At 71.3% G+C, this 24,670-nt stretch carries 22 protein-coding genes; 7 read left to right on the plus strand and 15 right to left on the minus strand.

Annotated features, from left to right (window positions below; genetic code table 11):
- Positions 1-2: 2 nt before the first annotated feature.
- Together AC1VNM_RS13535 and AC1VNM_RS13540 are read left to right on the plus strand one after the other, a co-directional pair.
- The gene (locus tag AC1VNM_RS13535) at positions 3-1,145 is read left to right on the plus strand and encodes a glycosyltransferase family 4 protein (protein WP_483107263.1); all 1,143 of its coding nucleotides are present in this window, start codon (positions 3-5) and stop codon (positions 1,143-1,145) included.
- Entirely contained in the window at positions 1,145-2,608 is a 1,464-nt protein-coding gene (locus AC1VNM_RS13540) for an oligosaccharide flippase family protein (RefSeq protein WP_483107264.1), read from the plus strand. Before AC1VNM_RS13535 ends, AC1VNM_RS13540 begins: the two co-directional genes overlap by 1 nt.
- On the opposite strand, the gene AC1VNM_RS13545 is transcribed toward AC1VNM_RS13540, so the two are convergent.
- Both AC1VNM_RS13545 and AC1VNM_RS13550 read right to left on the minus strand, forming a co-directional pair.
- Positions 2,575-3,456: a class I SAM-dependent methyltransferase gene (locus AC1VNM_RS13545; protein WP_483107265.1), complete on the minus strand. Its 882-nt coding sequence runs from the start codon at positions 3,454-3,456 to the stop codon at positions 2,575-2,577. The two genes, AC1VNM_RS13540 and AC1VNM_RS13545, sit on opposite strands and share 34 nt — an antisense overlap.
- The gene (locus AC1VNM_RS13550; RefSeq protein ID WP_483107266.1) at positions 3,453-3,677 is read right to left on the minus strand and encodes a hypothetical protein; all 225 of its coding nucleotides are present in this window, start codon (positions 3,675-3,677) and stop codon (positions 3,453-3,455) included. The genes AC1VNM_RS13545 and AC1VNM_RS13550 overlap by 4 nt, the downstream gene beginning before the upstream one ends.
- A 21-nt stretch (positions 3,678-3,698) precedes the next feature.
- Here AC1VNM_RS13550 and AC1VNM_RS13555 point away from each other — a divergent pair, with 21 nt between their 5' ends.
- The gene (locus AC1VNM_RS13555; RefSeq protein WP_483107267.1) at positions 3,699-4,829 is read left to right on the plus strand and encodes a glycosyltransferase family 4 protein; all 1,131 of its coding nucleotides are present in this window, start codon (positions 3,699-3,701) and stop codon (positions 4,827-4,829) included.
- A gap of 14 nt (positions 4,830-4,843) precedes the next feature.
- Here the strand turns inward: AC1VNM_RS13555 and AC1VNM_RS13560 are convergent, their stop codons facing one another.
- Complete coding sequence (locus AC1VNM_RS13560) at positions 4,844-6,154, minus strand: nucleotidyltransferase family protein (RefSeq protein WP_483107268.1); 1,311 nt, start codon at positions 6,152-6,154, stop codon at positions 4,844-4,846.
- Positions 6,155-6,194: 40 nt separating this feature from the next.
- Here AC1VNM_RS13560 and AC1VNM_RS13565 point away from each other — a divergent pair, with 40 nt between their 5' ends.
- Positions 6,195-7,217, plus strand: coding sequence for a hypothetical protein (locus tag AC1VNM_RS13565; RefSeq protein ID WP_483107269.1), 1,023 nt, complete (start codon positions 6,195-6,197; stop codon positions 7,215-7,217).
- Here the strand turns inward: AC1VNM_RS13565 and AC1VNM_RS13570 are convergent.
- The 4 genes from AC1VNM_RS13570 to AC1VNM_RS13585 all read right to left on the minus strand — a co-directional run bounded on the left by AC1VNM_RS13570 (position 7,143) and on the right by AC1VNM_RS13585 (position 12,820).
- The gene (locus AC1VNM_RS13570) at positions 7,143-8,876 is read right to left on the minus strand and encodes a B12-binding domain-containing radical SAM protein (protein ID WP_483107270.1); all 1,734 of its coding nucleotides are present in this window, start codon (positions 8,874-8,876) and stop codon (positions 7,143-7,145) included. The genes AC1VNM_RS13565 and AC1VNM_RS13570 overlap by 75 nt on opposite strands.
- A 213-nt stretch (positions 8,877-9,089) precedes the next feature.
- Positions 9,090-10,208, minus strand: a complete 1,119-nt coding sequence (locus AC1VNM_RS13575; protein WP_377152732.1) for a PA0069 family radical SAM protein — start codon at positions 10,206-10,208, stop codon at positions 9,090-9,092.
- 78 nt (positions 10,209-10,286) lie between these two features.
- Positions 10,287-11,498 carry an arabinose transporter gene (locus AC1VNM_RS13580; RefSeq protein WP_483107271.1) on the minus strand — a complete coding sequence of 404 codons (1,212 nt, stop codon included), beginning with the start codon at positions 11,496-11,498 and terminating at the stop codon, positions 10,287-10,289.
- Complete coding sequence (locus AC1VNM_RS13585; RefSeq protein ID WP_483107272.1) at positions 11,495-12,820, minus strand: amidohydrolase family protein; 1,326 nt, start codon at positions 12,818-12,820, stop codon at positions 11,495-11,497. Before AC1VNM_RS13585 ends, AC1VNM_RS13580 begins: the two co-directional genes overlap by 4 nt.
- 148 nt (positions 12,821-12,968) lie before the next feature.
- Here AC1VNM_RS13585 and AC1VNM_RS13590 point away from each other — a divergent pair, with 148 nt between their 5' ends.
- From AC1VNM_RS13590 to AC1VNM_RS13600, 3 genes are read left to right on the plus strand one after another with little or no spacing between them, the layout of a single operon-like run.
- A complete protein-coding gene (locus AC1VNM_RS13590; protein ID WP_483107273.1) occupies positions 12,969-13,898 on the plus strand; it encodes a LysR family transcriptional regulator in 930 nt (309 codons plus the stop codon).
- 19 nt (positions 13,899-13,917) lie between these two features.
- A complete protein-coding gene (locus AC1VNM_RS13595; RefSeq protein ID WP_483107274.1) occupies positions 13,918-15,630 on the plus strand; it encodes an O-linked N-acetylglucosamine transferase, SPINDLY family protein in 1,713 nt (570 codons plus the stop codon).
- Positions 15,631-15,673: 43 nt separating this feature from the next.
- Positions 15,674-16,690 carry an oxidoreductase gene (locus tag AC1VNM_RS13600; RefSeq protein WP_483107275.1) on the plus strand — a complete coding sequence of 339 codons (1,017 nt, stop codon included), beginning with the start codon at positions 15,674-15,676 and terminating at the stop codon, positions 16,688-16,690.
- 67 nt (positions 16,691-16,757) lie between these two features.
- Here AC1VNM_RS13600 and AC1VNM_RS13605 read toward each other — a convergent pair whose 3' ends face one another.
- From AC1VNM_RS13605 to AC1VNM_RS13640, 8 genes are all read right to left on the minus strand, one after another.
- Positions 16,758-17,339, minus strand: coding sequence for a DUF308 domain-containing protein (locus AC1VNM_RS13605; protein ID WP_377152720.1), 582 nt, complete (start codon positions 17,337-17,339; stop codon positions 16,758-16,760).
- Positions 17,340-17,602: 263 nt separating this feature from the next.
- The gene (locus AC1VNM_RS13610; RefSeq protein ID WP_483107276.1) at positions 17,603-19,030 is read right to left on the minus strand and encodes a pyridoxal phosphate-dependent decarboxylase family protein; all 1,428 of its coding nucleotides are present in this window, start codon (positions 19,028-19,030) and stop codon (positions 17,603-17,605) included.
- 34 nt (positions 19,031-19,064) lie between these two features.
- Positions 19,065-20,486 carry a replicative DNA helicase gene (gene dnaB, locus AC1VNM_RS13615; protein ID WP_377152716.1) on the minus strand — a complete coding sequence of 474 codons (1,422 nt, stop codon included), beginning with the start codon at positions 20,484-20,486 and terminating at the stop codon, positions 19,065-19,067.
- A gap of 200 nt (positions 20,487-20,686) precedes the next feature.
- The gene (rplI, locus tag AC1VNM_RS13620; RefSeq protein ID WP_377152714.1) at positions 20,687-21,139 is read right to left on the minus strand and encodes a 50S ribosomal protein L9; all 453 of its coding nucleotides are present in this window, start codon (positions 21,137-21,139) and stop codon (positions 20,687-20,689) included.
- A 12-nt stretch (positions 21,140-21,151) separates the two neighbouring features.
- On the minus strand, positions 21,152-21,442 hold the full coding sequence (gene rpsR / locus AC1VNM_RS13625; RefSeq protein WP_067275431.1) for a 30S ribosomal protein S18: 291 nt from the start codon (positions 21,440-21,442) through the stop codon (positions 21,152-21,154).
- Between the two features lie 57 nt (positions 21,443-21,499).
- The gene (gene priB, locus AC1VNM_RS13630; RefSeq protein ID WP_377152712.1) at positions 21,500-21,784 is read right to left on the minus strand and encodes a primosomal replication protein N; all 285 of its coding nucleotides are present in this window, start codon (positions 21,782-21,784) and stop codon (positions 21,500-21,502) included.
- 60 nt (positions 21,785-21,844) lie between these two features.
- Positions 21,845-22,207 carry a 30S ribosomal protein S6 gene (gene rpsF / locus AC1VNM_RS13635; protein ID WP_067062529.1) on the minus strand — a complete coding sequence of 121 codons (363 nt, stop codon included), beginning with the start codon at positions 22,205-22,207 and terminating at the stop codon, positions 21,845-21,847.
- A 228-nt stretch (positions 22,208-22,435) separates the two neighbouring features.
- A complete protein-coding gene (locus tag AC1VNM_RS13640) occupies positions 22,436-24,514 on the minus strand; it encodes a sodium:solute symporter family protein (protein WP_483107277.1) in 2,079 nt (692 codons plus the stop codon).
- Positions 24,515-24,670 lie beyond the last annotated feature (156 nt).

The raw sequence follows: 24,670 nt of genomic DNA on the forward strand, positions 1-24,670 counted from the left end.
GCATGACCGCCGCCCGCGTGGTGCAGCTCTGCCTGCTGCGCGACCCCGCCGGCCGGCCGCCGGACGAGCTGCTGCACGCCTGGCGGACCTTGACCTTGATCGCCGAGGCGGCGGCCCGGGCCGGCTCGCAGGTCGACGTCCTCCAGACCTGCGCCCATCACGACACCCGGGTCCGCGACGGCATCCCCTATCACTTCGGTCCGTGGGACCGCGGCGGCGGTCCGGCGGCCGACATCGCGCTGGCGGAGGCCTTGAGGCGCCTGCGCCCGGAGGTGCTGCATCTGCACAGCCTGGGCGCGCCCGAGGAAGCGATCCGCCTGCGCCGCCTCCTGCCGGACGTGCCCTTGCTGCTGCAGGACCACGCGGACCGTCCGCCGAACGTCTGGCGATCGATCCGCTGGTGGCGGCAGCGACGGGCGCTGGCGGGCGCGGCGGGCACGCTGTTCTGCGCCGCGGAGCAGGCCGCGCCGTGGCGACGCCGCGGTCTCCTGCCGCGCGGCGTCCCGGTGATCGAGGTCGCCGAATCGAGCACCGATCTCACGCCGGTGGACCACCGCGCCGCCCGCGCGCGGCTCGGGCTGTACGGCACGCCGGCGCTGCTCTGGGTCGCCCACCTGGACGCCAACAAGGACCCGCTGACCGTGCTCGAGGGCGTCGCGCGTGCGACCGCGGCGCTGCCCGGCCTGCGGCTCTGGTGCTGCTTCCGCGACGCGCCGCTGCTCGATGCCGTGCGCGACCGCGTGCGGCGCGATCCGCGCCTGACCGGGCGCGTCCATCTGGTCGGCCCGGTGCCGCACGCGGGGATCGCGGAATGGATGTCCGCGGCCGACCTCTTCGTCAGCGGCAGCCATCGGGAAGGCTCCGGTTATGCGTTGATCGAAGCGCTGGCCTGCGGCCTCGTCCCGATCGTCACCGACATCCCGTCGCACCGGATGCTGACCGGACGCGGCGCCGTCGGCCGCCTGTGGCCGGCCGGCGATGCCGCGGCGCTCGCCCTGGCCCTGCCGGCACTGTGGCATGACGACGGCCCCGTGCAGGCGCGGCAGCGCGACGCGGTGCGCGCCCATTTCGAGCACCACCTGTCCCACGCGGCGCTGGGCCGCGCGCTGGCGGACGCCTACGCCGCGGCGCGGCGGAGCGGCTGATGCGCCGCCGCGCCGTGCTCATTCACGCCGGCTCGCTCGCGTCGACGCAGGCGATGCAGTTCGGCGTGTCGCTGGTGCTGGTCCGGCTGCTGACGCCGCACGAGCTGGGCCTCTTCGCGATCGCTTCCGCGCTGGTCGGCGCCGCGCACGGCGCACGCGACCTCGGCGTGTCGGCCTATCTGCAGCGCGAGCCCTCGCTCGACGCGGCCCGGCTGCGCGCGGCGCTCGGGCTGTCGTGCGCCGCGGGCGCGATGCTGGCCGTCGCCCTGACGCTGCTCGCGCCGGTGGTCGCCGCGGCCTTCGGCGAGCCGGAACTCGCCGCGCTGCTGCGCACGCTGTCGCTGGGACTGGTCCTCGTCCCGATCGGCGCCGTCATGACGGCGCTGGCGCTGCGCAGCGGCGACGCGGCCCAGTTGGCGCGGACCACGGCCTGGGGCAACAGCAGCCAGGCGGCGGTGTCCATCGCGCTGGCCGTGGCCGGCGCCGGTGCCGCCGCGCCGGCCTGGGGTCAGGTCGTCAACATGGGGGCATGCAGCCTCGCGGTCTGGCCGCTGCGGCCGCGCGCCCTGTGGGGTTGGCCGCGGCTGCGCGGCTGGGCACCCATCCTGCGCGTCGGTCGGAGCACCGTGTTCGGCACCGCGCTGGCGGCGATCCAGGGCGCCGCGCCGTCGCTGCTGCTCGGCCAGTGGGGCGGCGCCGCGCAGGTGGGCCTGCTCGGCCGCGCCCAGTCGCTGGCGGCCTTGCTGCCGGGCATGGCCGGCATGGCGCTGCAGTTCGGCATGCTGGGACGCTGGGCGCGGCGCCATCATCGCGGCCGCGCGCTCGGACCGGCCGTGGCCGCGTCCACGCGCCGCCTCACCGGCCTCACCTGGCCGCTGCTGGCCGTGGCGGCGGCGCTGGCCGAACCGCTGGTGGTGACGCTGTTCGGCCCGGCCTGGCGCGACGCCGCGCCCGCCGTGGCCCCGCTGGCGCTGCTGGCCGCGCTGGCGGCCGTGTTCAACGGCGCCGGCCCGGCGTTGACGGCCATCGGGCGACAGGCCTGGGCGACGCTGCCGCAGGCCGTGACGCTCGCCGCGTGGCTGGGACTCGCGGCCGGCTTCGCGCTGCCCGGCGGCGCGGCCGGCGCGCATCGCTTCGCGCAGTGGCTGCTGATCGGCGGCGCCGCGGCGCTGCCCTGCCAGCTGTGGCTGTACGGGCGCTGGCTCGGCGTGAGCCCGGCGCTGCTGCTGCGCGCGCTGGCCCCGAACGCCGCCGTCGCGCTCACCGCGGGCGCCGCAGCCTGGCTCGGCGCCGTCGCCGCGCCGGCCGGCGTCCCGGCACCCGCCGGGGTGGCGGCCGGCCTCGCCGCCGCGCTGCCGGCCTGGTGGCTGGCCGTCCGGTGCCGCGCGATCGCCGCGCGCGGCACCTCGACCGCGCCGCGCCCGCGCGCTCAGGCGCGCTTGCGCAGGACGATCAGGAAATGATCGCCGAACCGACGCACGCCGGGCCAGCCCGCCACCCGCCGGTCCAGCCGCCACAGGCGTTCGTGCCAGGCCGGATGGCGCTGCTTGAAGTCGGCCAGGTAGGGCGGCGGCGCGAAGACGCAGACCCCGCGCACATGCACGAGTTCGAACTCGGGCATGAAGTCGCGACGGAACTCGCCCGGTGTGAAGTAGCGCGTCCAGATCGTCTGGCGATTCATGCCCACCGGCACGGTGCCGCTCGCATAACGGACCATGGCACGCGCCCACCGGCGCTGACGCGCGTAGTGCAGCACCTCCCAGGGGCAGTGACGACCGATGACGGTGAAGACCAGCGTGCCGCCGGGCCGCAGCAGACGCGCGCACTCGCGCGACACGTCGCGCAGGTCCGGGACGCAGTTCAGCGGACCGAGGTTGGAGTACACCCCGTCGAAACCGCCCGCGGGCGCGCCAGCGGGGCCGGCGGCGATCCCGTCGTCCGGCGCGTCGAGTTCGCGGCCCGACAGCCGATGCAGTTCATGGGCGCCGACGGCCAGCGCCTGCACACGGCCCGCGACGCCGGCGAGTTCGGCCCGCTCGCGCGTGCGCGCCACCATGCGCGGCGACCAGTCGGTCGCCAGCACGTGGTGACCGGCCTCGGCCAGATGCACGGCGTCCAGGCCCGTGCCGCAGCCCAGGTCGATCAGGCGGCTGCCCGGCGCGAAGCTCAGGTCGAGCCAGCGCCACATCTCGGCGCGCATGTCCTGGATCGCGGCGTTGTTGCCACGCGGTCCGTCGTAGTCGGCGGCGACGCTGTCGAAGGCGGCCTGCGTCTCGCGCAGCCGGGTCTGGAGGTCGGGCAAGGGAGTCATGTCAAGGAGCAAGGTGTGAAGGTGAAGGCGGGAGAGGCGACGGCCATGAGGACGGCGATCAGGACGGCGATCAGGGCGTCGATGAGGTCGGCCCTGAGGATGGCCCGGAGGACATCGGTGAAGGCATCGGGGAAGACGGCTGCGAAGACGGTTGCGAAGCCGGTTGCGAAGACGGCGATGAGGACAGCGGTGAAGACGGACCTGCGGCGTCGGACAGGCATGACTGCCCCGGGGAGCGCGGCATGACGAAGCTGGCGATGGTCGTGCCGGGCGGCGTGCATCCCTCCGGGACGCACGACGTGATCCCGGCGGTGCTGGCGCTGGTGGAGCGGCTCGCGGCGCGGCACGAGCTGCATGTCTTCGCGCTGTACCAGCAACGCGACGCCGCGCGATGGCCGTTGCGCGGCGCGCAGGTGCACGCAGTCGGGGGTTCGGCCAGAACGGCCCACTGGCGCGCGCTGGCGGCGATCCTGGCCGAGCATCGGCGCGCGCCGTTCGCACTCGTGCAATCGCTGTGGGCGGGGCCCTGTGGCCTGAGCGCGGTGATGGCGGGGCGGCTGCTGTCGCTGCCCAGCGCCGTGCACGTCGCCGGCGGGGAAGTGGTCGCCCTGCGCGACATCGGCTACGGCGGCCTGCTGACCCGCCGCGGCCGCCTGCGCGAGCGCTGGCTGCTGCGCCGGGCGAACGCGGTCACCGCGGCCAGCACGCCGATGCTGGCGCTGATCGGCGATCAGGGCGTGCCAGCGCGCCGGCTGCCGCTGGGCGTCGACCTCGCCACCTGGCCGCCCCGCGCCCCGCGTCCGCGCGCTGCCGGAGAGCCGCTGCGGCTGCTGCATCTGGCGAGCCTGAACCGGGTCAAGGACCAGACCACGCTGCTGAACGCCGTGGCACGCGCGGCCGCCGCCGGCCTGCCGCTGCGCCTGGACATGGTCGGCATCGACACGCTCGACGGCGCGGTCCAGGCGCGGGCCCGCGCGCTGGGCCTGGACGAGCGCCTGGTGCGCTTCCACGGTTTCCAGCCGCAGCGGGACTGCCGGCCCTGGGTGGAACAGGCCGACGTGCTGCTGATGGCGTCCCGCCACGAGGCGGGGCCGCTGGTGGCGCTGGAAGCGGCCGTCGCCGGCGTGCCGTGCGCCGGCACCGCCGTCGGGCACATCGCCGAATGGGGCGCACAGGACGCCGCCCTCGCGGTGCCCGTCGGCGACCCCGCGGCGCTGGCCGGGGCGATCCTGCGGCTCGGCGGCGACGAGCCGCTGCGGTTGGCCCTCGCGCGCCGCGCGCAGGCATTGGCTTGCGCGGAAGACGCCGATCACACCGCCGCCGCCTTCGAGGCCTTGCATGCGGAGTTGCTGGCGCGGCGGGGGCGCCCATGAACCGGGGCCGCGCATCATGGTTCGCGGTAGGCCAGCGCCTGCCGCACCGAGAACCGTGCCGCCGGGCTGGGCGGGGTATCGATCAGCCAGCTCGCCATGCGCCCGACACGGGACCGCTGACTCCAAGCGTCGTCGCGCAACCAGGACTGAGAGTCACGCACGCTGCGCATCCGATCGAGGGCCACGCGCCCCGGCCACGCGCGGTCGCGCATCAGTCGCAACGCGTCCACCGGATGACGCGACCAGACCAGGCCCGGCAGCGCCGGAATGAACAGGCGCGCAAGCGACAGATCGGTCACCGCAGTCCGTTGCGCGTGCCGCCGCAACCACGGCGGACAGCCGCGTTCGAAGGCATGCAGGCGGTGCTCGCTGAGCGCGCCCACCGGGAACTGGCGCTGCGCCAGACGCAGCGGCGGCAGCGCCCACCAGGCCGGATCTCCCTGTTCGCCGTCGCCGTCGCCTTCGCCTTCGCCCTCGCCTTCGCCACCGGCCAGCGCCTGCCAGTCCCGCTCCGAGAGCCGTTCGGCCATCAGCGCCAGGTCGTGCAGCTGCACCAGCCGCAGCGTGTGGGTCCGCATGTTGCCGGCCGTGTGCAGGACCAGATGCCGCATCAGCGCCACGAGGTCCGGGTAGGGGCGCAGGCCGGGCGCCGCCGACGGCGTCAGGATCCGCGCCGTGATGTCGACGGCGCGCACCGGCAGCGGCTCGGCGACGCGGCTGTGCAATTCGATCTTGATCACCTGATCGGCGTGCTCGCCGAAATGGACGGCCGAGCCCGGAACGTACGACGCGGGCAGCAGCGTCAGGTGGCGGCCGGAGTCGACCTCCGGGCGGTAGCCCAGGCGCGCCAGCATCCGCAGCGCGGGCAGCCGATCCTCGGGACGCACGAGCAGGTCGATGTCGGCCATCGGCCGCAGTCCCGGCGCGTATGCCCGCAGACCGAGCAACGCCGAGCCCTTGAGCCCGATCACCGGCAGGCCGTCGCGCAGGGCCTCGGCATCGATGCGCCGCAGCATGTCGCGGATGCGCTCCTCGCGCAGCCGCAGGTGCTGGCGCTGACCGGTCAGGAAGGCCTGCCACACCGGCGGCCCGCGCCAGCGCAGCCGCTCGTCGAGCAGGCCCGCGATGCCGTGGATCACCGCCGCCGCCATGGCCACGCGCCAGCCGATCGGACTCCAGTCCGGCGCCTGCGCCGATGGCTGCGCCAGTTCGCGCGCCAGCCGCTCGGTGGCCTCGCGCAGCAGCAGGGCCAGTTCGGGCGCCGGGGGCAGCGCCGGAGCGCCTCCGCCGTGGCGCTCGCGTCCGTCGCCGTCAATGTCCTTCATGTCTTCCCACTCCTTTGAGCTCTTGCCTTCGATGACTGCCATGCGAATGACACCTCTCGGCGATCCCGTCGACCCGTTCGACGAACAACAACGCCCGCTCCTGCGCCGCCGCGCGGACCTGCTGGGCGCCACCTTTGAATTCCTCGCCGACGACGAGCCGCTGCTCGCGCCGGTCGACGCGGCCTACGCCGGCGTGCCGCCGCAGCGCCTGGGCGACGGCCCGGCGCTGCAGGTCCGGCTGCGTCGCGGCGAGACGGCCGGCTGGCCGCCCCGCCTGGACCGTCCGCCCGCCGCGCGCCACCTGAGCGGCGCCGGCGTCTTCGGCGTCGCGCTCGACGCCGTCAACATGACGCTGGTGATGCCCGAGCTCGGCCGCGCGCTGGTGACGCTGTCGCCCGAGCTGCTGGACCGGCCCCTCGACGCCCGCATGGAACTGGTCGAGTGCGCCGTCTACCAGCTCGCCGCCCGGGCGCAGGGCCTGCACGCGCTGCATGCCGGCGCCGTCGCGCTGGACGGCCGCGCCGCCCTGCTCATCGGCCACAGCGGCGCGGGCAAGTCCACGCTGACGCTGCACGCGATGCTGCAGGGCCTGGCGGGCGTGACCGAGGACGGCGCCTTCCTGGACCCGGCCTCGCTGCGCGTCACCGGCGTGCCGAACTTCCTGCATCTGCGCACCGACAGCCTCGACCGCGTCGACGACGCGGCGACGCGGGCGCGACTGGCGGCGTCGCCCGTGATCCGACGCCGCAGCGGCGCCGAGAAGTTCGAGCTCGACCTGCGCGGCGGCTGGCTGCCGCTGGCCGCCACGCCGCCGGTGCTCGGCCTGCTGGTGTTTCTGTCGCCGATGCCCGCCCCGGGTGCCGATCCCTGGCGGCCGCTGGCGCCGGCCGAGGTCGCGGCGCGGCTGGCCACGACGCAGCCCTATGCGGCCTGGCGTCCCGGCTGGCAAGAGACCGTCGAGCGCTGTGCGCATCTGCCGGCCTTCGAGCTAGCTCGCGGCCGCCACCCGCGCGAGACCGCCGCGGACCTGCGACGGCTCCTGGGCGGTGCCGGCGGCGGCTGACGGCACGGCCGTGCGGTAGCGGTCCTCGCGGCCCAGCAACACCTGCCACTCGCGCCGCAGCCGGTCGCGGGCGGCGCGCCCCCGGTCCGCCGTCCAGTCCGCCGTCCAGTGCGCCTGATCGAGGTTCACCTGCCGATGCAGCAGGTGGCGCATCGCGCGATAGAACTCGCTCGTGTAGCGGCCCTTGAACATCATGGCCAGGTCGGCGCTGTCGTCCCAATGGGTCTTGGCGCCGAGCTGCGCCTTGACCTGCTCGTGGAAGGGCGTGCCCGGCAGCGGATACGACACGCTCACGCCGATGTCGTCGGGCCGCGCCTCTTCGATCAGCGCGCGCGTGGCGCGCAGGTCCTCGATCTCCTCGCCGAGGTAGCCGAGCTGGATGAAGAAGCCGACGCGAATGCCGCGCGCGCCAAGGCGGCGCCGCGCGACGTGCAGCTCCTCGACCGTCGTGCCCTTGTGCATCGCGTCCAGCACGCGCTGGCTGCCGCTTTCCGCGCCGATCCAGGCCTCCTGGCAGCCGGCGTCCCGCAGCGCATCGGCCATCGCCTCGGTGATCAGGTCGGCGCGCGTCTGGATCGTGAACGGCAGACCGCCGCCGCCCTCCGCCAGCGTCGCGGCGAAACGGCGCACCCAGTCGGCGCGGAAACCGAAGATGTCGTCGGCGAACCAGACGTGATCGGGGGCCAGGTGTTGCCGCAGCCAGAGCATCTCGGCGGCGACCGCCTCCGGCGCGCGTGGCTGGTAGCGGTTGCCCCAGATCGGCTTGGCGCACCAGGCGCAGCGGAACGAGCAGCCCTTGGAGCCGGCCATGTTCAGGCTGAAACGGCCGTGCGCGCGGCGCCACACGGCGCGATAGTGGTCGATGTCGACCAGGTCCCAGGCGATGTCGCCGACCGGCGTGCGCGGCGGTGTCCGCGCATCGGCGACGTCGCCGCCCAGCCAGACGACGGGGCGGTCGATGGTGGGCGTCGCTGCGGGTGTCATGACGGGCGGGGGCGGCGCGGAGAAGGACGAGGCGGAAGCCGCCGGCGCGGGCTCGGAGGCAGGCTCGGCGTTGTGCTCGGAGTTGTGCTCGGAGTTGTGCTGGGAGTTGTGCTGGGAGGGCGGCGCAGAGGGGGACGGAGAGTAGGACTCGTCCTGGCGCCGGACCGTCCGTCCGTCGATGCGGGCGGCGATGCCGGACAAGCCCGCGCACAGCGCGGCGACGGACTCGCGCGGATCGCGGTCCAGCCGCGCGAGCAGCAGGCGCAAGGCCTCGAGGCCCTCGCCGAGCAACACGACGTCGGCGCCGGCGTCGAGGTAGGGATCGGGATCGTCGCTCGGATCGGAGCCGGCGATGAGGACCCGGGCGCCCTGGCGGCGCGCGGCGGCCGTCATCTCGCAGGCCGCGGCCCGCATCCGGCCCAGGCACATCTTGCTCAGGTAGTTGTAGTTGTCCTCGTAGAGCACGACCACCTGCGGCGCGTGGGTCCGCAGCCGGGCCTCGAAGTCGGCGGTGCCGTCGGCCAGCATCGCGTCGAACAGCGCCACGTCATGGCCGGCATTGCGCACCTGCGCGGCGACCTGCAGCGTCGCCAGTGGCGGATAGGGCTTGGCGCGCTCGAATTGCTTGGGATCGAAGCGGAGGAAGTAGGAATGGCCGATCAGGATGGACAGCATCGCGCTCCCGCGAAAGAGAACCCACGAAACCTTCGCTGGGAGCGACGGCGTTGCCACCGGCGCGCTCCCTGACAGGGACCGCCGGCTGATTCATGGGTGCTCGGGAAGCGGGTCGAAGGTTGCGAGGCGCGATGCAAATCAGGGTTTGCACCTAGCTAACGTCGAAATCGGGGACAGGTCTTGCCTGCCCCGCGACGTGACCACGCGATGTCTTCAGAACAACGACTGCTGTCCCACCACCTTGGCGGGCGGACGGAACTCGCTGAAGTCGAACTGGTGCCGCTCGCGGCCCAGGCCCAAGCGCTTGGAGGCCTTGCGCAAGCGCTGCTGCAGCAGCTCGGCCCAGATCCCCTCGCCGGTGAAGCGCGTGCCGAAACGCGGATCGTTGTCCTTGCCGCCGCGCATGTCGTGCAGCCGCGCCATGATGCGCGCCGCCTTGTCGGGCTGATGCAGCCGCAGCCAGTCGTGGAACAGCGGCGCCACCTCCCACGGCAGCCGCAGCGGGATGCTGAAGGCCTTTGTCGCCCCCGCTTCCGCGGCGGCTTCGAGGATGCGCTCCAGCTCCGGCTCGTTGAGGAACGGGATCACCGGGGACACGCTGACACCGACCGGCACGCCCGCCTCCGCCAGCGTCCTGATCGTCTGCAGCCGCCGCTGCGGCGAGGCCGCGCGCGGCTCCAGGATCCGCGACAGCGCCGGGTCCAGCGAGGTCACCGACAGATAGACCGACACCTGCCGCCGCAGCGCCATCGGCACGATCAGGTCCAGGTCGCGCTCGATGCCGCTGGACTTCGTCACCACCGAGAACGGATGCCGCGCCTCCGTCAGCACCTCCACGACGGCGCGCGTGATGCCCAGCTTGCGTTCGATCGGCTGGTAGGCATCGGTCGCCGTGCCCAGCACCAGCGGCGCGGGCCTGTACGCGGACGAAGCCAGCGTCTCTCGCAGCCGCTCCGCGGCGTTGACCTTCGCGATGATCTTGGTCTCGAAGTCCAGGCCCGGCGACAGGTTCAGGTAGCTGTGCGTCGGCCGCGCGAAGCAGTAGATGCAGCCGTGCTCGCAGCCCCGGTACGGATTGATCGACAGGTCGAAGCCGATGTCCGGCGACTGGTTGCCGCTGACGATCTTCTTCGCGTGCTCCTCGATGATCTGCGTCCTGGGCGCGATGTGTTCCTCGAGCGCCTCCTGGTCCAGCGTGCCCCAGCCGTCGTCATACTGCTCGCGCTCGCGCGATTCGAAGCGGTGCGGCATCGCCCAGGCGCTGCCCCGGCCCTTCAGCGCGTCGGCCTGGATGTACAGCGGCGGGGGAGCGATCCTGGTGTCTTGCGGCATACTGTCAATTTATACAGTATCGCCGACAAATGCCAGTGCCCATCGGCATCCGTCGGCACCCATCGGCATCCGTCGGGCTCATGCCTTCTGACCGTCGGTGACGACCAGCACCGCACCGAGCAGCGCGGCCACCGCCCCCAGCGCATACACCGCCGCGTATCCGAAACGGCCGGCCACCAGCCCCGCCGCCGGGCCGGCCAGGCCATAGGCGATGTCGAGGAAAGCCGCGAACGCGCCGATCGCGCTGCCGCGGCTGGCGGGCGGCACGCGCTTGAGCGCCTCGACGCCCAACGCCGGGTAGATCAGCGCGCAGCCCAAGCCGGACACGAAGGCGCCGGCCAGCGCGACGGCCTGTTGCGGCGCGCCCCAGACGAGGCCCTGCCCGACCGCCTCGACAACCAGCGACCACAACGCCACGCGCCGGCCGCCGATCCTGTCGGGCAGATGCCCGAGCAGCAGCCGCACGGCGATGAAGCCGACGCCGAAGCAGGTCATCACGATGCCGGCCTGCGACCATCCGCGCGCCGCGAAGTAGAGCGACGCGAAGGCGGTCAGGCCGGCGAGACCGACGCCCTGCAGCGTCAGGCCGAGTCCCTGCCGCCAGATCTGACCCACGACGCGCCGGAACGGCAGCCGCAGGCCACCGGCCATGCGCCAGGCCGGCGTCGCCAGCGCGATGACCCAGGCGACCAGCGGCGCCGCAATGCAGGCGGCCATCACGGGGACCAGGCCGTGGGCGCCGTCATGGCCGCCGCCGTGGCCGCGATACAGCCACATCCCCATCGGCGCGCCGATGGAGAGCGCGCCGAACATCGCGATGCCGGTCCACGACATCGACATTCCCGCGCGCTGCGGCCCCACCGACGCGATGGACCAGGACACGCAGCCGGTGACGAACTGGCTTTCGCCGAAGCCGGCCACCAGCCGCCCGGCGACGACGATCGTCAGCGCCGTCGCGGACGACCAGCCGGGCAGCGCAGCGACCAGGTAGAGGAGGCCCGCCACCGCGCAGCCGAGCGCACCCTGCAGCGCGGAGCGCCGCCCGCCCTGCCCGTCGACGAGGCGACCCGCATAGCCCCGCGTGACGACCGTGGCGAGAAACTGCAGACCGATGACCAGCCCGACGGTCAGCGTGCCGAAGCCCAACTGCTCATGAATGAACAGCGGCAGCACCGGCAGCGGCAGGCCGACGGCCAGGTAGCCGCAGAACAGCGCCGCGATGACGCCGGGCGCGGGACGGTTCAAGGTCGGCGTGGCGGCCTGGGCGGCGGTGAAGGTCGGCGCGCTCATGCCGCGCTCTTGAACAGGTCGACGCGATGCCCGCTGGCGCTGAGCAGGAAGTCGCGCGACGCGGCCGCGTCGGCGGCGAGCTTCGCCAGATCGACATCGACCAGCCGCCCGCCGCGCTTGCGCAGGCGCCCGCCGACCGCGACGGTATCGACGTCGGCGCGTTCCACCGCCTGCACGATCGTGGCGATCGCGTTCGTCACCGGGAACACGGCCGCGCCCTGCGTGCGGACCATGATGAGGTCGGCCGCCTTGCCCGGCGTCAGCATGCCGACACGATCCTCGAGGCCCGCCGCCCGCGCGCCGTTGACGGTGGCGGCGCGCAGCACTTCCTCGACGCCGATCGGCGCGGGCACGTCCGCCTCGCCGCGGAAACGGCGATAGCGCATCGCCGCGCGCTGCTGGTGGAACAGCGCATGCATCTCGCCGAACAGGTCGCTGCCGAAGGCGGTGTCCAGGTCGATGCCCAGCGCCGGCGCCAGGCCGTGGTCGACGGCCACCTGGTAGGCGAAGGTCTCGTCGTCGAAGCCGAATAGCGCGTCCGAGCGCGGATTCACGGTGATGTTGACGCCGGCGTCGGCGAACAGCCGCCACGTCGCCGCCGGGACGCGCGTGCAATGGTTGAAGAGGTTGTGCGGACCCAGCACGCCGGGCTTCGCGAACTCGGGGCCGAGCTGCGCGAGGTCGCCGATGAACTCGGTCAGGATGCGCATGTCCAGGCCGCGCGCGACCTCCCACCAGTCCAGCTTCAACTGGCCGAAGAGGCCGACCTTCACGCGGCTGCCGCTCGCGTTCCAGCGCGTGGCGAGGCGCGCCAGATCGCCCGGCAGATGCGCCGACGACGCCCCCTTGTCCATCGCGGGGCCGACCATGTGCAGCGCGCGGATCCCCGAGGCATCCAGCGCGTCGAGCGCGGCATCGGTGTGCTCGGGACTGCGCGCGCTGTGGCAGGCGTCGACGATCGTCGTGATGCCGGCGTCCAGCGAGGCGGCCGCCGTCAGCATCGTGCTGGTGAACATGTCCTGCGGGCGGAAGTGCGCGCCGAGGCGCTCGGCGACCACGTCGATGTAGGCGAAGAGGTCGTCGACGTCGGGCATCAGCCGGCGCATCACGCCCAGCCAGGCGTGGTGGTGGGCGTCGACCAGGCCGGGCATCACGATGCAACCGGCGGCGTCGATGACCTCGGCGTCGCCGGCCGGCAGGGCCGCGCCGACGGCGGCGATGCGGCCGTCGCGCACCAGCACGTCGCCGACGGCCAGGTTGGGCAGCGCGGGATCCATCGTGATGACGGTGCCGGCCTTGAAGAGGATGTCGCGATCGGTCATGGGGAACTCCGTTGGGGGAATCGCTGGGGATTCGTTGAGGACTCGGGAGGGAGTCGACTCGGGATTGAGGCAACGGACCGAATGATGCGAAGCGGGCGATCTTTGATAAAGGTAGAGTCGCTCAAATGATCTTTGCGGAAATTCAAAGATGAGCATCGACGGACGTCTGCTGGCCGGCATGAGCGTGCTGGCCGCGGTGGTGGAATCGGGCAGCTTCAGCAAGGCCGGCGAAGTGCTGGGAATGTCGGCCTCGGGCGTGAGCCGGGCGGTGTCGCGGCTGGAGGAGCGGCTGGGCGTGCGGCTGCTCGACCGCACGACGCGCTCGCTGCACCTCACCGGCGAAGGCGCGCGGCTGTACGAGCACGCGGTGCCGCACCTGGAAGGCATCGAGGAGGCGGCCAACGTGGTCTCCGGCGCGGCGGTCAGCGTGCGCGGCGCGCTGCGGGTGAGCTTGAATCCGCTGTTCGCGCGCTACGTGCTGGCGCCCGCCCTGCCCCGGTTGCAGGCGCTCTACCCGGACCTGACGCTGACGATGGTGCAGTTCCCGGGCAGCGGCGACCTGGTCGCGGAGGGCGTCGACGTGGCCGTGCGCTTCGGGCCGCAGCCGGCGTCGACGATGACCTCGCGCAAGCTGCTGGAGAACCGCGTGCTGACGGTGGCGGCGCCGTCCTACCTCGACCGGCGCGGACGCCCGCGCAAGCCCGCCGAGCTGGCGAAGCACGACTGCCTCCAGTACATCGATCCGCAGCGCGGCCGGCCGTTCGAATGGATCTTCGTCCGCGGCAAGGGCCGCGCGAAGGAACAGCTGACGGTGGCCACCTCGGGCTCGCTGACGATGACCGACGCCGACGCGATGGTGCAGGCCTGCGTGGCGGGCGCCGGCGTGGCACAGGTGCTGGCGCTCAGCGTCGAGCACCTGATCGCGGACGGCACGCTGGTGGAGCTGTTCCCGGACTGGCCGGGCGAGACCTTCCCGCTCCACATCGTGCGGCCGTCGCGGCGGCTGCCGCCGGCCTCGGTGGAGGCGTTCATGGCCTTCTGCATCGAGCTCTGCGCGCCGTCGGGCACGGCGGCCTGAGCTTCCATAATCGTCCCCCATGGATGCCCTCAAAGACCTGCTGCGCAACGCCCTCCACGAGATGGGCCGCGGCCGCTACGCCGAGGCCGTCGCGCTGCTCGAGCCGCACGCGCAGGTCGCGTCCAGCGAGCTCCAGCGCTACCTCGGCGAATCGCTGCGGCGCAGCGGGCGCGTGCAGGACGCGATCGGCCCGCTGATGCAGGCGCTCGCGCTGAAGATCGACGACGTCGACGCCTACCTGCAGCTGGCCTTCGCGCTGCAGTCGCTGCAGATGAAGGCGGAGGCGGCCGAGTGCTTCCGCACCGTCGCCGCGCTGCGACCCGACAGCGTCATGGCGCAGGCCTACCAGGCCCATGGCGACCAGCAATGCGCGCGCTGGTTGGACTTCGACGAGAACCTGCGCGCGCTGCACGCGGTCATCCGTGCGAAGCCCGACGACGCCGACGATGAATTCGGCGTGCCCTTCGCGCTGGCCACGCTGCCGCACGCGGCGGCGGATCTGCTGAAGGTGGCGCGGCTGAGCACGCGATTCCTGAGCCGCGGCATCGCGGCCTTGCCGCCAGTGACAGCCATCGCGAAACCGAAGCTGCGCATCGGTTATCTGTCTTCCGACTTCCATGCCCACGCGACCGCCGCGTTGATGGTCGAGGTCCTGGAGTGCCGCGATCGCGAGCGCTTCGAGGTGCTGCTGTTCTCGCACGGGCCCGACGACGGATCGCCGCTGCAGCAGCGCCTCCGCGCCGCCTGCGAGCGCTTCATCGATGTCGGCGATCTCGATCCCGCCGGCATCGCCGCGCGCATACGCGCCGAGGGCGTCGACATCGCCGTCGACCTGAAGGGCCACACCGCCGGCAGCCGCTTCATCGCGCTGGCCGCGCGACCGGCGCCGGTGCAGGTCGCGTGGCTCGGCTTCCCGGGCACCTGCGGCGCGGACTTCATCGACTACGTCATCGGCGACGCGATCGTGACGCCGCTCGGCGATGCGCCGTTCTACGCTGAACGGATCGCGCAGTTGCCGCGCTGCTACCAGCCCGGCGACGCGACGCGGCGCATCGTGCCGACGCCGCGCGCTGAACTCGATCTGCCGGACGATGCGATCGTGCTGCTCTCGGCGAACGTGGTGCTGAAGATCACGCCCACCGTCTTCGATGCATGGATGACGATCCTGCATCGCCTGCCGCAGGCGCTGCTGTGGCAGCTCAGCGGCGGCGAGCAGGCCGACGCGCAGCTGCGCGCCGAGGCCGCGTCACGCGGCATCGCGCCGGAGCGGATCGTGTTCATGCCGCCGGTGGGCATGGCCGAACACTGGAACCGGCTCGCCGCGGCGGATGTGGCCCTCGACACCTGGCCCTGCAACGGGCACACGACGACCAGCGATGCGCTCGCGGCCGGCGTGCCGGTGGTGACGCTGCGCGGTGATGGCTTCGCGTCACGCGTGGCGGAGAGCCTCCTCGTTCAGGCCGGATTGTTCGGGCTGGTCTGCGACACGCCCGAGGCGTATGTCGACAAGGTCTGCGCACTCGCCAGCCGAGCGGTTCAGGCAGATCAGGCAGATCAGGCAGATCAGGCAGATCAGGCGGATCAAGCCGCCCGGGCGACCCCGGCGATCCCCGCATGGATCGATTCAACGGCCTTCGCGCGCGACCTGGAGGCGCTCTACGAGCGCATGTGGACCCGTGCCGTGGCGGGCCTGCCGCCGGAAGCCCTGCAGGCCGGACGATCAGGCAATTGATCCGGATCGGACGGCATGGCCGTCCGCGGCCCGGTGGCAGATCATGTCCAGCATGAACACCCACCAGCATCCCCTGCCCTCCGGCCTCGGCCCCACGACCACGGCGACGGACGTCCTGCGCGACGTCGACCTCACCGGTAAGCGCGTCGTCGTGACCGGCGGTTATGCGGGCCTCGGCCTGGAAACCGTGCGTGGGCTCGCCGCGGCGGGCGCGCGGGTCGTCGTGCCGGCGCGCAGTCCTGACAAGGCGCGGGTCGCCCTCCAAGGACTCCCGAACGTCGAGCAGGCCGAGATGGACCTGCTGGACCCGGCCTCGATCGCGCGTTTCGCGGACGAGCTCGTGGGCCGCGGTGACGCGCTCGATCTGCTGATCCTCAACGCCGGCATCATGGCGACGCCCTTACGTCGCGACGCGCGGGGTCACGAAAGCCAGTTCGCCGCCAACCACCTCGGTCATTTCGAGCTGACGCTGCGGCTGTGGCCCGCGCTGTTGCGCGCGGGCGCCGCGCGTGTCGTCGTGCTGACCTCGCTCGGTCACCGCTTCGCGCCGGTCGACTTCGACGATCCGGATTTCGCGCAACGCCCCTACGACAAATGGCAGGCCTACGGCCAGTCCAAATCCGCCAACGCGCTCTTCGCCGTCGGCCTCGATCGCCGAGGCGCGGCCCACGGCGTGCGCGGCTTCGCCGTGCATCCGGGCGCCATCCTCACGGACCTGACACGCGATCTCACCGCCGAGGACTACGCCGCCTTCGGCCTCTCTCCGGACAACGCCCATGGCGTTGCCCCAGCGGGCATGTCGGTCGAGGAAGGCGGGCGATACAAGAACCTCTCGCAGGGGGCGGCCACCACGCTGTGGTGCGCGACCAGCCGCCAACTGGACGGCCTCGGTGGCCTCTATTGCGAGAACTGCGACGTCGCGCGCGTCGTGGCCGACGGCGAGGTGTTCGACGGCGAGGTGTTCGACGGCGGCGTGCGGCCCTGGGCGATCGACCCGACGCAGGCCGAGCGGCTGTGGACGCTCAGCGAGCGGCTGACGGGCGTGACGCTCAACACCTGACCCCGCCGCATCGCCCTCGAACCGCATGAGCCCATGCGGCTCCAGGGCTTCCTTCATCGCGCAGCGCTCAGGCGGATGCCTTCTTCGCCCGACGCGAGAGGCTGACGGTCAGCCAGATGCCGGAGATGAGGAAGTACAGCGCGCCGACGCCGGCGTAGCCCGCGACGTTCACGATCGAGGGAACGTCGGCCTTCTGCGCCTGCGCGATGAAGAAGCCGCCGGCCAGCGCGGACTGGGCGCCGCTCAGCACCATGACCCATTGCCCGCCCTGCGACTTCCAGCGGCGCAGCGCCGTGCCGAGCTGCATGAGACCCGACGCGATCGCCCAGGCCCCGAAGACGCCGAGCACGGCGTTCATGCCCGCGGTCAGCGCCAGGCAGACGGCGAGCGTCGTGATGCCGCTCGCCCACACGTTGATGCGCTGCGTGCGGTTGGCCTGCAGGCCGCCGCTGGCGTTGGCGTCCACCCAGTTCGCGGCGGCGTCCCAGACCGGATAGAGGACCAGCAGCACCGCGGCGATCACCGGCGACCGGCTGCCGATGACGATCGCGGCGGCGACCCAGACGATGGAGAACAGCGCGCGGGTGAGGTAGTAGCGCTTGAGCCAATGGTCCTGCTTGAGGACGGAGGATTCGACGTGATGGGACATGATGAAGTGAATTCCAGTTGCTGCGCAGAGGCCTGCCGTTTGATGTGATTCATAGTTTACCTACTAGTTGGTAGACTTCAATGTCGAAACTTAGGCAGGCCTGAATGGCCGTCGGTTTTCACGTGGGTGAGCGGGCGGTCGTTCGACGCACCGGCACGCTCGAGGTCCGCCCCCTCAGTTCAGCCCTGGCGACCAGCGGCTATCGGCTCGTGCCGGAATCGGTGAGCGTGGCGCGTTGATTCATCGTTGCAGTGTCCGCACCTTCAGGCGGAGGCGGCGCACCGGCGGATGGCCTCGACGGAGGCGTCCACGTCGGCTTCGCGGGTGGCCCAGTTCGAGACCGAGACCCGCATCGCGGCCATGCCGTGCCAGGTCGTGCCACCGGCCCAGCAGGTGCCGTCCTGCTGGACCGCGGCGATCACCCGGCGCGTGAAGGCATCGATCGCGTCAGCGTCGACGTCGGGGCCGTCGCCCGGCCGCGCCGTCGGAGCGAAACGCACGAGCACCTGGTTCAGCACCACGTCATTGAGGATCGCCACACCGGGCGCATCGCGCAGCCCGTCGGCCAGCCGCCGGGCCAGCGCGCAGCAACGGTCCACCAGATCGGCGACACCTGCCCGGCCCAGTTGGCGCAAGGCCGCATAGACCGCGAAGCCGCGCGCCCGCCGCGACGAGTCCGGCACCCAGGATCCCGGCTCCCGGACGCCACCGTCGCCCACCACGTAATAGGCGGCACCGAAGTTGACCGCGGCCCGATGTGCGTCGACATCGCGCACGATGACCACGCCGCAGTCGTAGGGCACGTTGAGCCACTTGTGCGCATCGGTCGTCCAGGAGTCGGCGCCGGCCACCCCGTCGACATGCGATCGAAGCGCGTCGGAAGCCGCCGCCCACAGCCCGAACGCGCCGTCCACATGCAGCCAGGCATTCGGGTGCGCGCGGACGGCGTCGACGATCTCCGGCAGCGGGTCGAATGCGCCGGAATTGACGTTGCCCGCCTGGGCCGACACCAGCACCGGACGGTCTCCGAGTTCCGCAAGCAGGCTGCGCAGCGCGCCGGGCTTCATGCGTCCTTGTTCATCGCTGTCCACGCGCCGGGCCCGGCCGCTGCCCAGGCCTGCCATCTGCAGGGCGGACAGCACCGTGGCGTGCGCCTCGGAGCCCAACACGACCGTCAGCGGCGGCGCGCCGATCAGGCCGTCGCGCTGGACGTCCCAGCCCGCGCGCGACAGCACGCGGTGGCGCCCCGCCAGGATGCCGGTGAAGGTGGCCATCGTGGCGCCGGACGTGAATCCGACCGAGGACGACGCCGGCAGTCCGAGCAGATCGAGGATCCAGCCGGCGGCCACTTCTTCCACGACGGCGGCGGCCGGCGACATCACCCACGAGAACGCGTTCTGGTCCCAGGCGCTCGCCAGCCAGTCCGCCGCGAGCGCGGCAGGCAATGCGCCGCCGGTCACGAACCCGAAGTAGCGCGGGCCGGCGCTCGCGACGACGCCCGGGTCCGCGAAGCGGGCCAGGTCCTCGATCACCTGGTCGGGGGTCAGTCCTTGCCGGGGCAGCGCCCCGCCCAAGGCGGTCAGCAGTCCTTCGCGCGTGGCCAGGCCGCCGACGTGCCGTCGCTCGATGCCCTCGAGGTAGCGGGCAGCCAGCTCCGCGGTCTGGTGAAGGAGTGGACGGTGGTCAGGCATGGTGCTTCTCCCGGAGCCTGCCCGGCCCCGTCGGTCAATACTCGTCGCCGCCCGGGCTGACGTAACCCGGCGCCAGATTCTCGAACTTCGTGTTCTGCCGCGCGAAGGCCAGCTTCACCGTGCCCACCGGGCCGTTACGCTGCTTGGCGATGATGATCTCCGCCACGCCGGGTTCCTTGCACTCGTCCTTGGTGTAGTACTCGTCGCGGTAGATGAACATGATGATGTCCGCGTCCTGCTCGATAGCGCCCGACTCGCGCAGGTCGGACATCATCGGCCGCTTGTCCGGCCGTGTCTCCACCGAACGGTTCAGCTGCGACAGCGCGATCACCGGGCAGCGCAGCTCCTTGGCCAGCGCCTTCAGGCCCCGCGAGATCTCGCCGACCACGGTCGCGCGGTTCTCCTCGCTGCCACCGCCGTTGCCGCTCATCAGCTGCAGGTAGTCGATGATGATCAGGCCGATCTGGCCCGAGATGCGCGCCTGGCGCCGGGCTCTGGAGCGCACTTCGCTGGGCGAGAGGCCCGGACTCTCGTCGATGTAGATCGGCGCGTTGCCGAGCTTGTCGACGGCCTCGGCCAGCCGCCCCCACTCGTCGTCCTTCAGGCGTCCGGTGCGCAGGTTGCTCTGGTCGATGCGGCCGATGGAGCCGACCATCCGCAGCGCCAGCTGCGCCGCGCCCATTTCCATCGAGTAGATGATGACCGGCAGGCCCTCGTTGATCGCCACGGCTTCGCCGATGTTGATCGCGAACGCGGTCTTGCCCATCGACGGCCGCGCCGCCAGGATGATCAGGTCGCCGCGCTGCAGGCCCGCGGTCATGCGGTCCAGGTCGTAGAAGCCGGTGCGCACGCCAGTGACGTCCTCGGCGCCCTGCTCCGCCAGCTCGTTGACGCGGTCCATCAGCTCGACCATCAGCCGGTCCATGCTCTGGAATCCGGTGCCGCCGCGCGAGCCTTCCTCGTTGATGCGGAAGATCTTGCCTTCGGCCTCGTCCAGGATCTCGTTGACCGCGCGGCCGGCGGGATTCAGCGCGGCGGTCGCGATCTCGTCGGAGGTCGCCACCAGCTTGCGCAGGATCGCGCGCTCGCGAACGATCTCGGCATAGCGGCGCAGGTTGGCGGCGCTGGGCACGCCCTGCGCCAGCGCGTTCAGGTAGGCCAGACCGCCGCACTCCTCCGCCTTGCCGACCGAGGTCAGTTCCTCGAACACCGTCACCACGTCCGCCGGCTTGCCGCCGTTGATCAGCTTGCCGATCGCGGCGTAGACCTGCTTGTGCTCGTAGCGGTAGAAGTCGGAGTCGCTGAGCGTGTCCGCCGCCTTGTCCCAGGCGGTGTTGTCGATCAGCAGGCCGCCGAGCACGCTCTGCTCGGCTTCCACCGAATTGGGCGGCACGCGCAGTCGCGCGATTTCGCTGTCGCTGGCACCTGACCCGGGCGTGGTGAAGATCGCGGACATTGTGGACAAGCCTGTGGATGAGCTTTTGATAGCTTGTGGAGCGAGCGGGATAACTCAACCCCCGGAAAAGCAGAAAGCCGACGGCTTCGCAGCTGTCGGCTTTCTTTTGTTCTGCCCCGATCTTTGCTGGACCAGTCGGCCTTCGCAAGTCGGGGCATGCCCGAAGGGCGCGCGAAGCGCCCAACGGGTGTGTCGAGCAATTACTCGACTTCGGCGACGACCTTCACGGTCACTTCCACCACCACGTCGGTGTGCGGAGCGACGTTGATCGGGAATTCGCCGACGGTCTTCAGCGGACCGTTGGGCAGACGCACTTGCGACTTGACGATGGCCGTGCCGGCCTTGGTCAGCGCTTCAGCGATGTCGGCGTTGGTCACGGAACCGAACAGACGGCCGTCGACGCCAGCCTTCTGCGAGATCGTCACGGTGTTGCCGTTGATCTTCTCGCCCAGGGCTTGCGCAGCGGACAGCTTCTCGGCGGCGATCTTTTCCAGTTCGGCGCGCTTGGCTTCGAATTCCTTGATCGCCGATTCCGTGGCGCGGCGCGCCTGGCGGGTCGGGATCAGGAAGTTGCGGGCGTAGCCGTCCTTGACCTTGACGACGTCGCCGAGGTTACCCAGGTTGGCCACTTTTTCCAGCAGGATGACTTGCATGGGGTGGACTCCTTAGACCTTGTGCTGGTCGCTGTACGGCAGCAGGGCCAGGAAGCGGGCGCGCTTGATGCACACCGACAGCTGACGCTGGAAGAAGGCGCGCGTGCCGGTCAGGCGGGCGGGCACGATCTTGCCGTTTTCGCCGACGAAGTCGCGCAGGACGTCAACGTCCTTGTAGTCGATCTGCTCGACACCGGCGACGGTGAAGCGGCAGAAACGCTTGCGACGGAACAGCAGCGATTGTTGATTGCGCTTGGGCTTGCGGTCCTTCGAGAACCGACCTTTACCACGTGGCGGGGGCATAGTGAACTCCTGCTATCTATCCAGATTTAAACGATCTGCGCGACCTGTCCGTCCCGTTCAGTCCGCGAAGCCGGTGATGTGAAACACCGTGCCTCGCCCCTGTCGCTGTGCCGAGAGAAATCCGGTGAACACCGTCTTCTCCGTCAGGTCCAGCGCCTGGACCCGCTTCACGACATCACCGATGGCCACCGCCTTGATCTCCAGCGCGACCTTGCGCGGAGCACCGGCTTCGTCGACCACGGACTCATGCTTGAGCATCAGGTCCAGGGCCGGGAGCCCGGCGGGGGTGTATCGGATCGCCGCGGTTTCGAGGATCTGTGCCTGCAGTACCAGTCGGTTCATGCGGGCGCGGATGTTCTGCGGGTCAGGAATTCGGGAACGTCAGGGATCGCGCTTGTCAGCTCAGGCGGACGCTTCTTGCGGGGCCTTGCGGGCTTCTTCGCGCTCGACGGCCTTCATCATCACCGACGGGTTCGTCTCGGCCTTGTCCTTGACGACGGTCAGGTGACGCAGCACGGCGTCGTTGAAGCGGAAACCGGTCTCGATTTCAGCCAGGATTTCCTTGCTGCACTCGATGTTCAGGCACAGGTAATGCGCCTTGGCCAGCTTCTGGATCATGTAGGCCAGCTGACGGCGGCCCCAGTCTTCCACGCGATGCACCTTGCCACCACCGTTGGTGACCAGGCCCTTGTAGCGCTCCAGCATCGCCGGAACTTGTTCGCTTTGATCCGGATGGATCAGCAGAACGATCTCATAGTGACGCATGTGTACTCCTTGTGGGTTTCAACGACCGCCGGCACCAACACCAACATCAACATCGGGTGATGTTCTGCCCTTGGCCTGAAAGCCGGACCCCAGCGTCTACTCCTGGGCCCGGCAAGGGGAATCGCGGATTCTAGACGACTTTGGCCCTTGCCGTCCACTGGCCGGCCGAGAGGCGCGAAGAGCCGCCCCATTCCCGGGGGCTCAAGGCGTTCAAGGCGTTCAAGGCGCTCAGGGTGCGGCGCCCGTGACCCGGGCCTGCAGCGCGCGGGCCGTCGGCGACGGCGGCGGCGTCAGCAGGCTCACCACGACCAGCGCGGCGATGCCCGCCGGCAGTCCGAACAGCGCCGCCGCCATCGGCTGGATGCCCCACCACAGCTGCGGGGCGCCGCCGATCCCGAGCGCCTGGCGCAGGCCGGCGTGGGCTCCCACCATGTAGTACAGCGTCATGCCCAGCCCCGCGAGCATGCCGGCGGCCGCGCCCTGCTTGTTGGCGCGTTTCCAGAAGATGCCCGCGACCAGCGCCGGCACCAGCGTGGATCCCGACAGCGAGAACGCCGCCGACACCAGCAGCAGGATGTCCGCCGGTTTCTGAGCGGCCACGGCGGCGGCGGTGAGCGCGGTCGCCAGCAGCAGCGCCTTGGAGATCGTCACCCGCTGCGTCATCGAGGCGCGCGGGTTCATGACGCGGTAGTAGACGTCGTGCGAGAGCGCGCTGGAGATCGTCAGCAGCAGCCCGTCCGCCGTCGACAGCGCCGCCGCCAGCGCACCGGCGGCCACCATCGCGGAGAGCACGTACGGCAGACCGGCGAGCTCGGGCGTCATCAGCATGACGATGTCGCCGCCCAGGCGCAGTTCGCCGAGCTGCAGGATGCCGTCCTGGTTGATGTCCTGGATGTTCAGCAGACTGGGATCGACGCGCATCCATTGCTTCATCCACCCGGGCAGCTCCGCGATCGGCGAGCCGACCAGGTGATGCAGCACCTCATGCTTGAGCATCACCGCCAGCGCCGGCGCGAACAGGTAGAGCAGCGCGATGAAGAACAGCGTCCACGCGACCGAGGTGCGCGCCTCCGCCACCGTCGGCACCGTGTAATAGCGGGTCAGGATGTGCGGCAGCCCGGCGGTGCCCACCATCAGCACGAGCACCAGCGCCAGGAAGTTGCGGCGTGCCAGCGTGTAGGCCTCCTGCTCGGCCGGGGTGCCCTCGGGATCGCCGGCGAAGGGCTGCGCGTGCAGCGGCATGCCGGCGAGCGGCTCGGCGCGCTGTCGATTGGCGGCGACGGCGCGCAACCAGAGTTCGCGGGCCTCCGCCTCGGTGCGCGGGAGTGCGGCGCGGACCTTCTCCGCCGCCTGGATCTGCGCGAGCGGCGCATCCTCGAACTTCAGCTGCGCGATCACCTGCGAGACGCGCTGGCGCTCCGCGTCGAGCGAGTGCGGCAGGCCGGCGAGCAGGTGCTCGAAATCCTTGGCGCGCTGCTCATAGAGGGCACGGACCTGCAGTTCCTTCGGATCGTGCAGCAGCTGCTGCTCGCGGGCGGTGATCTCGCGGATCTCGGTGCCCGCGGTGAACTGCGGCAGCGGCGAACCGGTCTGCAGCGTCGACAGCCACATCACCGGCACCACGTAGGCCACGATCATGATGATGTACTGCGCCACCTGGGTCCAGGTCACGGCCCGCATGCCGCCGAGGAAGGAGCACACCAGCACGCCGCCGAGTCCGACGAACAGGCCGATCTCGAAGGTCAGCCCCGTCAGCCGCGTCGTGATCAGGCCGATCGCGTAGATCTGCGCGACGAGGTAGATGAAGGACACCAGCACCGCCGCCGCGGCGCCCATCACGCGCAGGCCGCGGCTCTCGAATCGCGCGCCGAGGAAGTCCGGCACCGTGAAGCCGCCGAAGCGGCGCAGGTACGGGGCGAGCAGCAAGGCCACGAGACAGAAGCCGCCGGTCCAGCCGAGCACGAAGGCCAGCCCGCCGTAGCCCGCGAGGTACAAGCTCCCCGCCATGCCGAGGAAACTCGCCGCGCTCATCCAGTCGGCGCCCGCGGCCATGCCGTTGTAGAACGCCGGGACGCGCCGGCCGGCAACGTAGTACTCGACAGGGTCGGTGGTGCGGCTGAACACGCCGATGCCGGCGTAGATCAGCACCGTCAGCAGCAGGAACGAGAACCCGAGCCACTGCTTGGGCATCCCCATCCGCTCCAGCACGCCCAGCAGCCCCACCAGCAAGACGAAGCCGATCGTGTAGGCACCGTAGATGCGATGGAGCCGGCGGCGGAACGCGGCGTCTGGCGGGGGAGTCGACATGGGGGCGGATCATCACCCTCTTGCCGTGCGGGCGCATCCACAACTTCCCCCGGGGACATGCGGGGACCGCCTGCCTGCTGAGGCTTGGGCGTTGGCCGCCATGGCGTGGGGCCCCGGAGGCAAGCTCCGAAACCCCACGCCATGCCGTCCCCAACC

Source organism: Mitsuaria sp. MSU3D (assembly GCF_056867975.1).

What these genes read in the sequence shown, in the direction of transcription:
- AC1VNM_RS13560 (WP_483107268.1), bottom strand. Translation starts at nt 6,154, where the DNA reads ATGAAGGACATTGACGGCGACGGACGCGAGCGCCACGGCGGAGGCGCT.
- rplI (WP_377152714.1), bottom strand. Translation starts at nt 21,139, where the DNA reads ATGCAAGTCATCCTGCTGGAAAAAGTGGCCAACCTGGGTAACCTCGGC.
- AC1VNM_RS13610 (WP_483107276.1), bottom strand. Translation starts at nt 19,030, where the DNA reads ATGCCTGACCACCGTCCACTCCTTCACCAGACCGCGGAGCTGGCTGCC.
- rpsF (WP_067062529.1), bottom strand. Translation starts at nt 22,207, where the DNA reads ATGCGTCACTATGAGATCGTTCTGCTGATCCATCCGGATCAAAGCGAA.
- AC1VNM_RS13565 (WP_483107269.1), top strand. Translation starts at nt 6,195, where the DNA reads ATGCGAATGACACCTCTCGGCGATCCCGTCGACCCGTTCGACGAACAA.
- AC1VNM_RS13575 (WP_377152732.1), bottom strand. Translation starts at nt 10,208, where the DNA reads ATGCCGCAAGACACCAGGATCGCTCCCCCGCCGCTGTACATCCAGGCC.
- AC1VNM_RS13640 (WP_483107277.1), bottom strand. Translation starts at nt 24,514, where the DNA reads ATGTCGACTCCCCCGCCAGACGCCGCGTTCCGCCGCCGGCTCCATCGC.
- AC1VNM_RS13570 (WP_483107270.1), bottom strand. Translation starts at nt 8,876, where the DNA reads ATGCTGTCCATCCTGATCGGCCATTCCTACTTCCTCCGCTTCGATCCC.
- AC1VNM_RS13590 (WP_483107273.1), top strand. Translation starts at nt 12,969, where the DNA reads ATGAGCATCGACGGACGTCTGCTGGCCGGCATGAGCGTGCTGGCCGCG.
- AC1VNM_RS13585 (WP_483107272.1), bottom strand. Translation starts at nt 12,820, where the DNA reads ATGACCGATCGCGACATCCTCTTCAAGGCCGGCACCGTCATCACGATG.
- dnaB (WP_377152716.1), bottom strand. Translation starts at nt 20,486, where the DNA reads ATGTCCGCGATCTTCACCACGCCCGGGTCAGGTGCCAGCGACAGCGAA.
- AC1VNM_RS13535 (WP_483107263.1), top strand. Translation starts at nt 3, where the DNA reads ATGACCGCCGCCCGCGTGGTGCAGCTCTGCCTGCTGCGCGACCCCGCC.
- AC1VNM_RS13600 (WP_483107275.1), top strand. Translation starts at nt 15,674, where the DNA reads ATGTCCAGCATGAACACCCACCAGCATCCCCTGCCCTCCGGCCTCGGC.
- priB (WP_377152712.1), bottom strand. Translation starts at nt 21,784, where the DNA reads ATGAACCGACTGGTACTGCAGGCACAGATCCTCGAAACCGCGGCGATC.
- rpsR (WP_067275431.1), bottom strand. Translation starts at nt 21,442, where the DNA reads ATGCCCCCGCCACGTGGTAAAGGTCGGTTCTCGAAGGACCGCAAGCCC.
- AC1VNM_RS13545 (WP_483107265.1), bottom strand. Translation starts at nt 3,456, where the DNA reads ATGACTCCCTTGCCCGACCTCCAGACCCGGCTGCGCGAGACGCAGGCC.
- AC1VNM_RS13540 (WP_483107264.1), top strand. Translation starts at nt 1,145, where the DNA reads ATGCGCCGCCGCGCCGTGCTCATTCACGCCGGCTCGCTCGCGTCGACG.
- AC1VNM_RS13550 (WP_483107266.1), bottom strand. Translation starts at nt 3,677, where the DNA reads ATGCCTGTCCGACGCCGCAGGTCCGTCTTCACCGCTGTCCTCATCGCC.
- AC1VNM_RS13605 (WP_377152720.1), bottom strand. Translation starts at nt 17,339, where the DNA reads ATGTCCCATCACGTCGAATCCTCCGTCCTCAAGCAGGACCATTGGCTC.
- AC1VNM_RS13580 (WP_483107271.1), bottom strand. Translation starts at nt 11,498, where the DNA reads ATGAGCGCGCCGACCTTCACCGCCGCCCAGGCCGCCACGCCGACCTTG.
- AC1VNM_RS13555 (WP_483107267.1), top strand. Translation starts at nt 3,699, where the DNA reads ATGACGAAGCTGGCGATGGTCGTGCCGGGCGGCGTGCATCCCTCCGGG.
- AC1VNM_RS13595 (WP_483107274.1), top strand. Translation starts at nt 13,918, where the DNA reads ATGGATGCCCTCAAAGACCTGCTGCGCAACGCCCTCCACGAGATGGGC.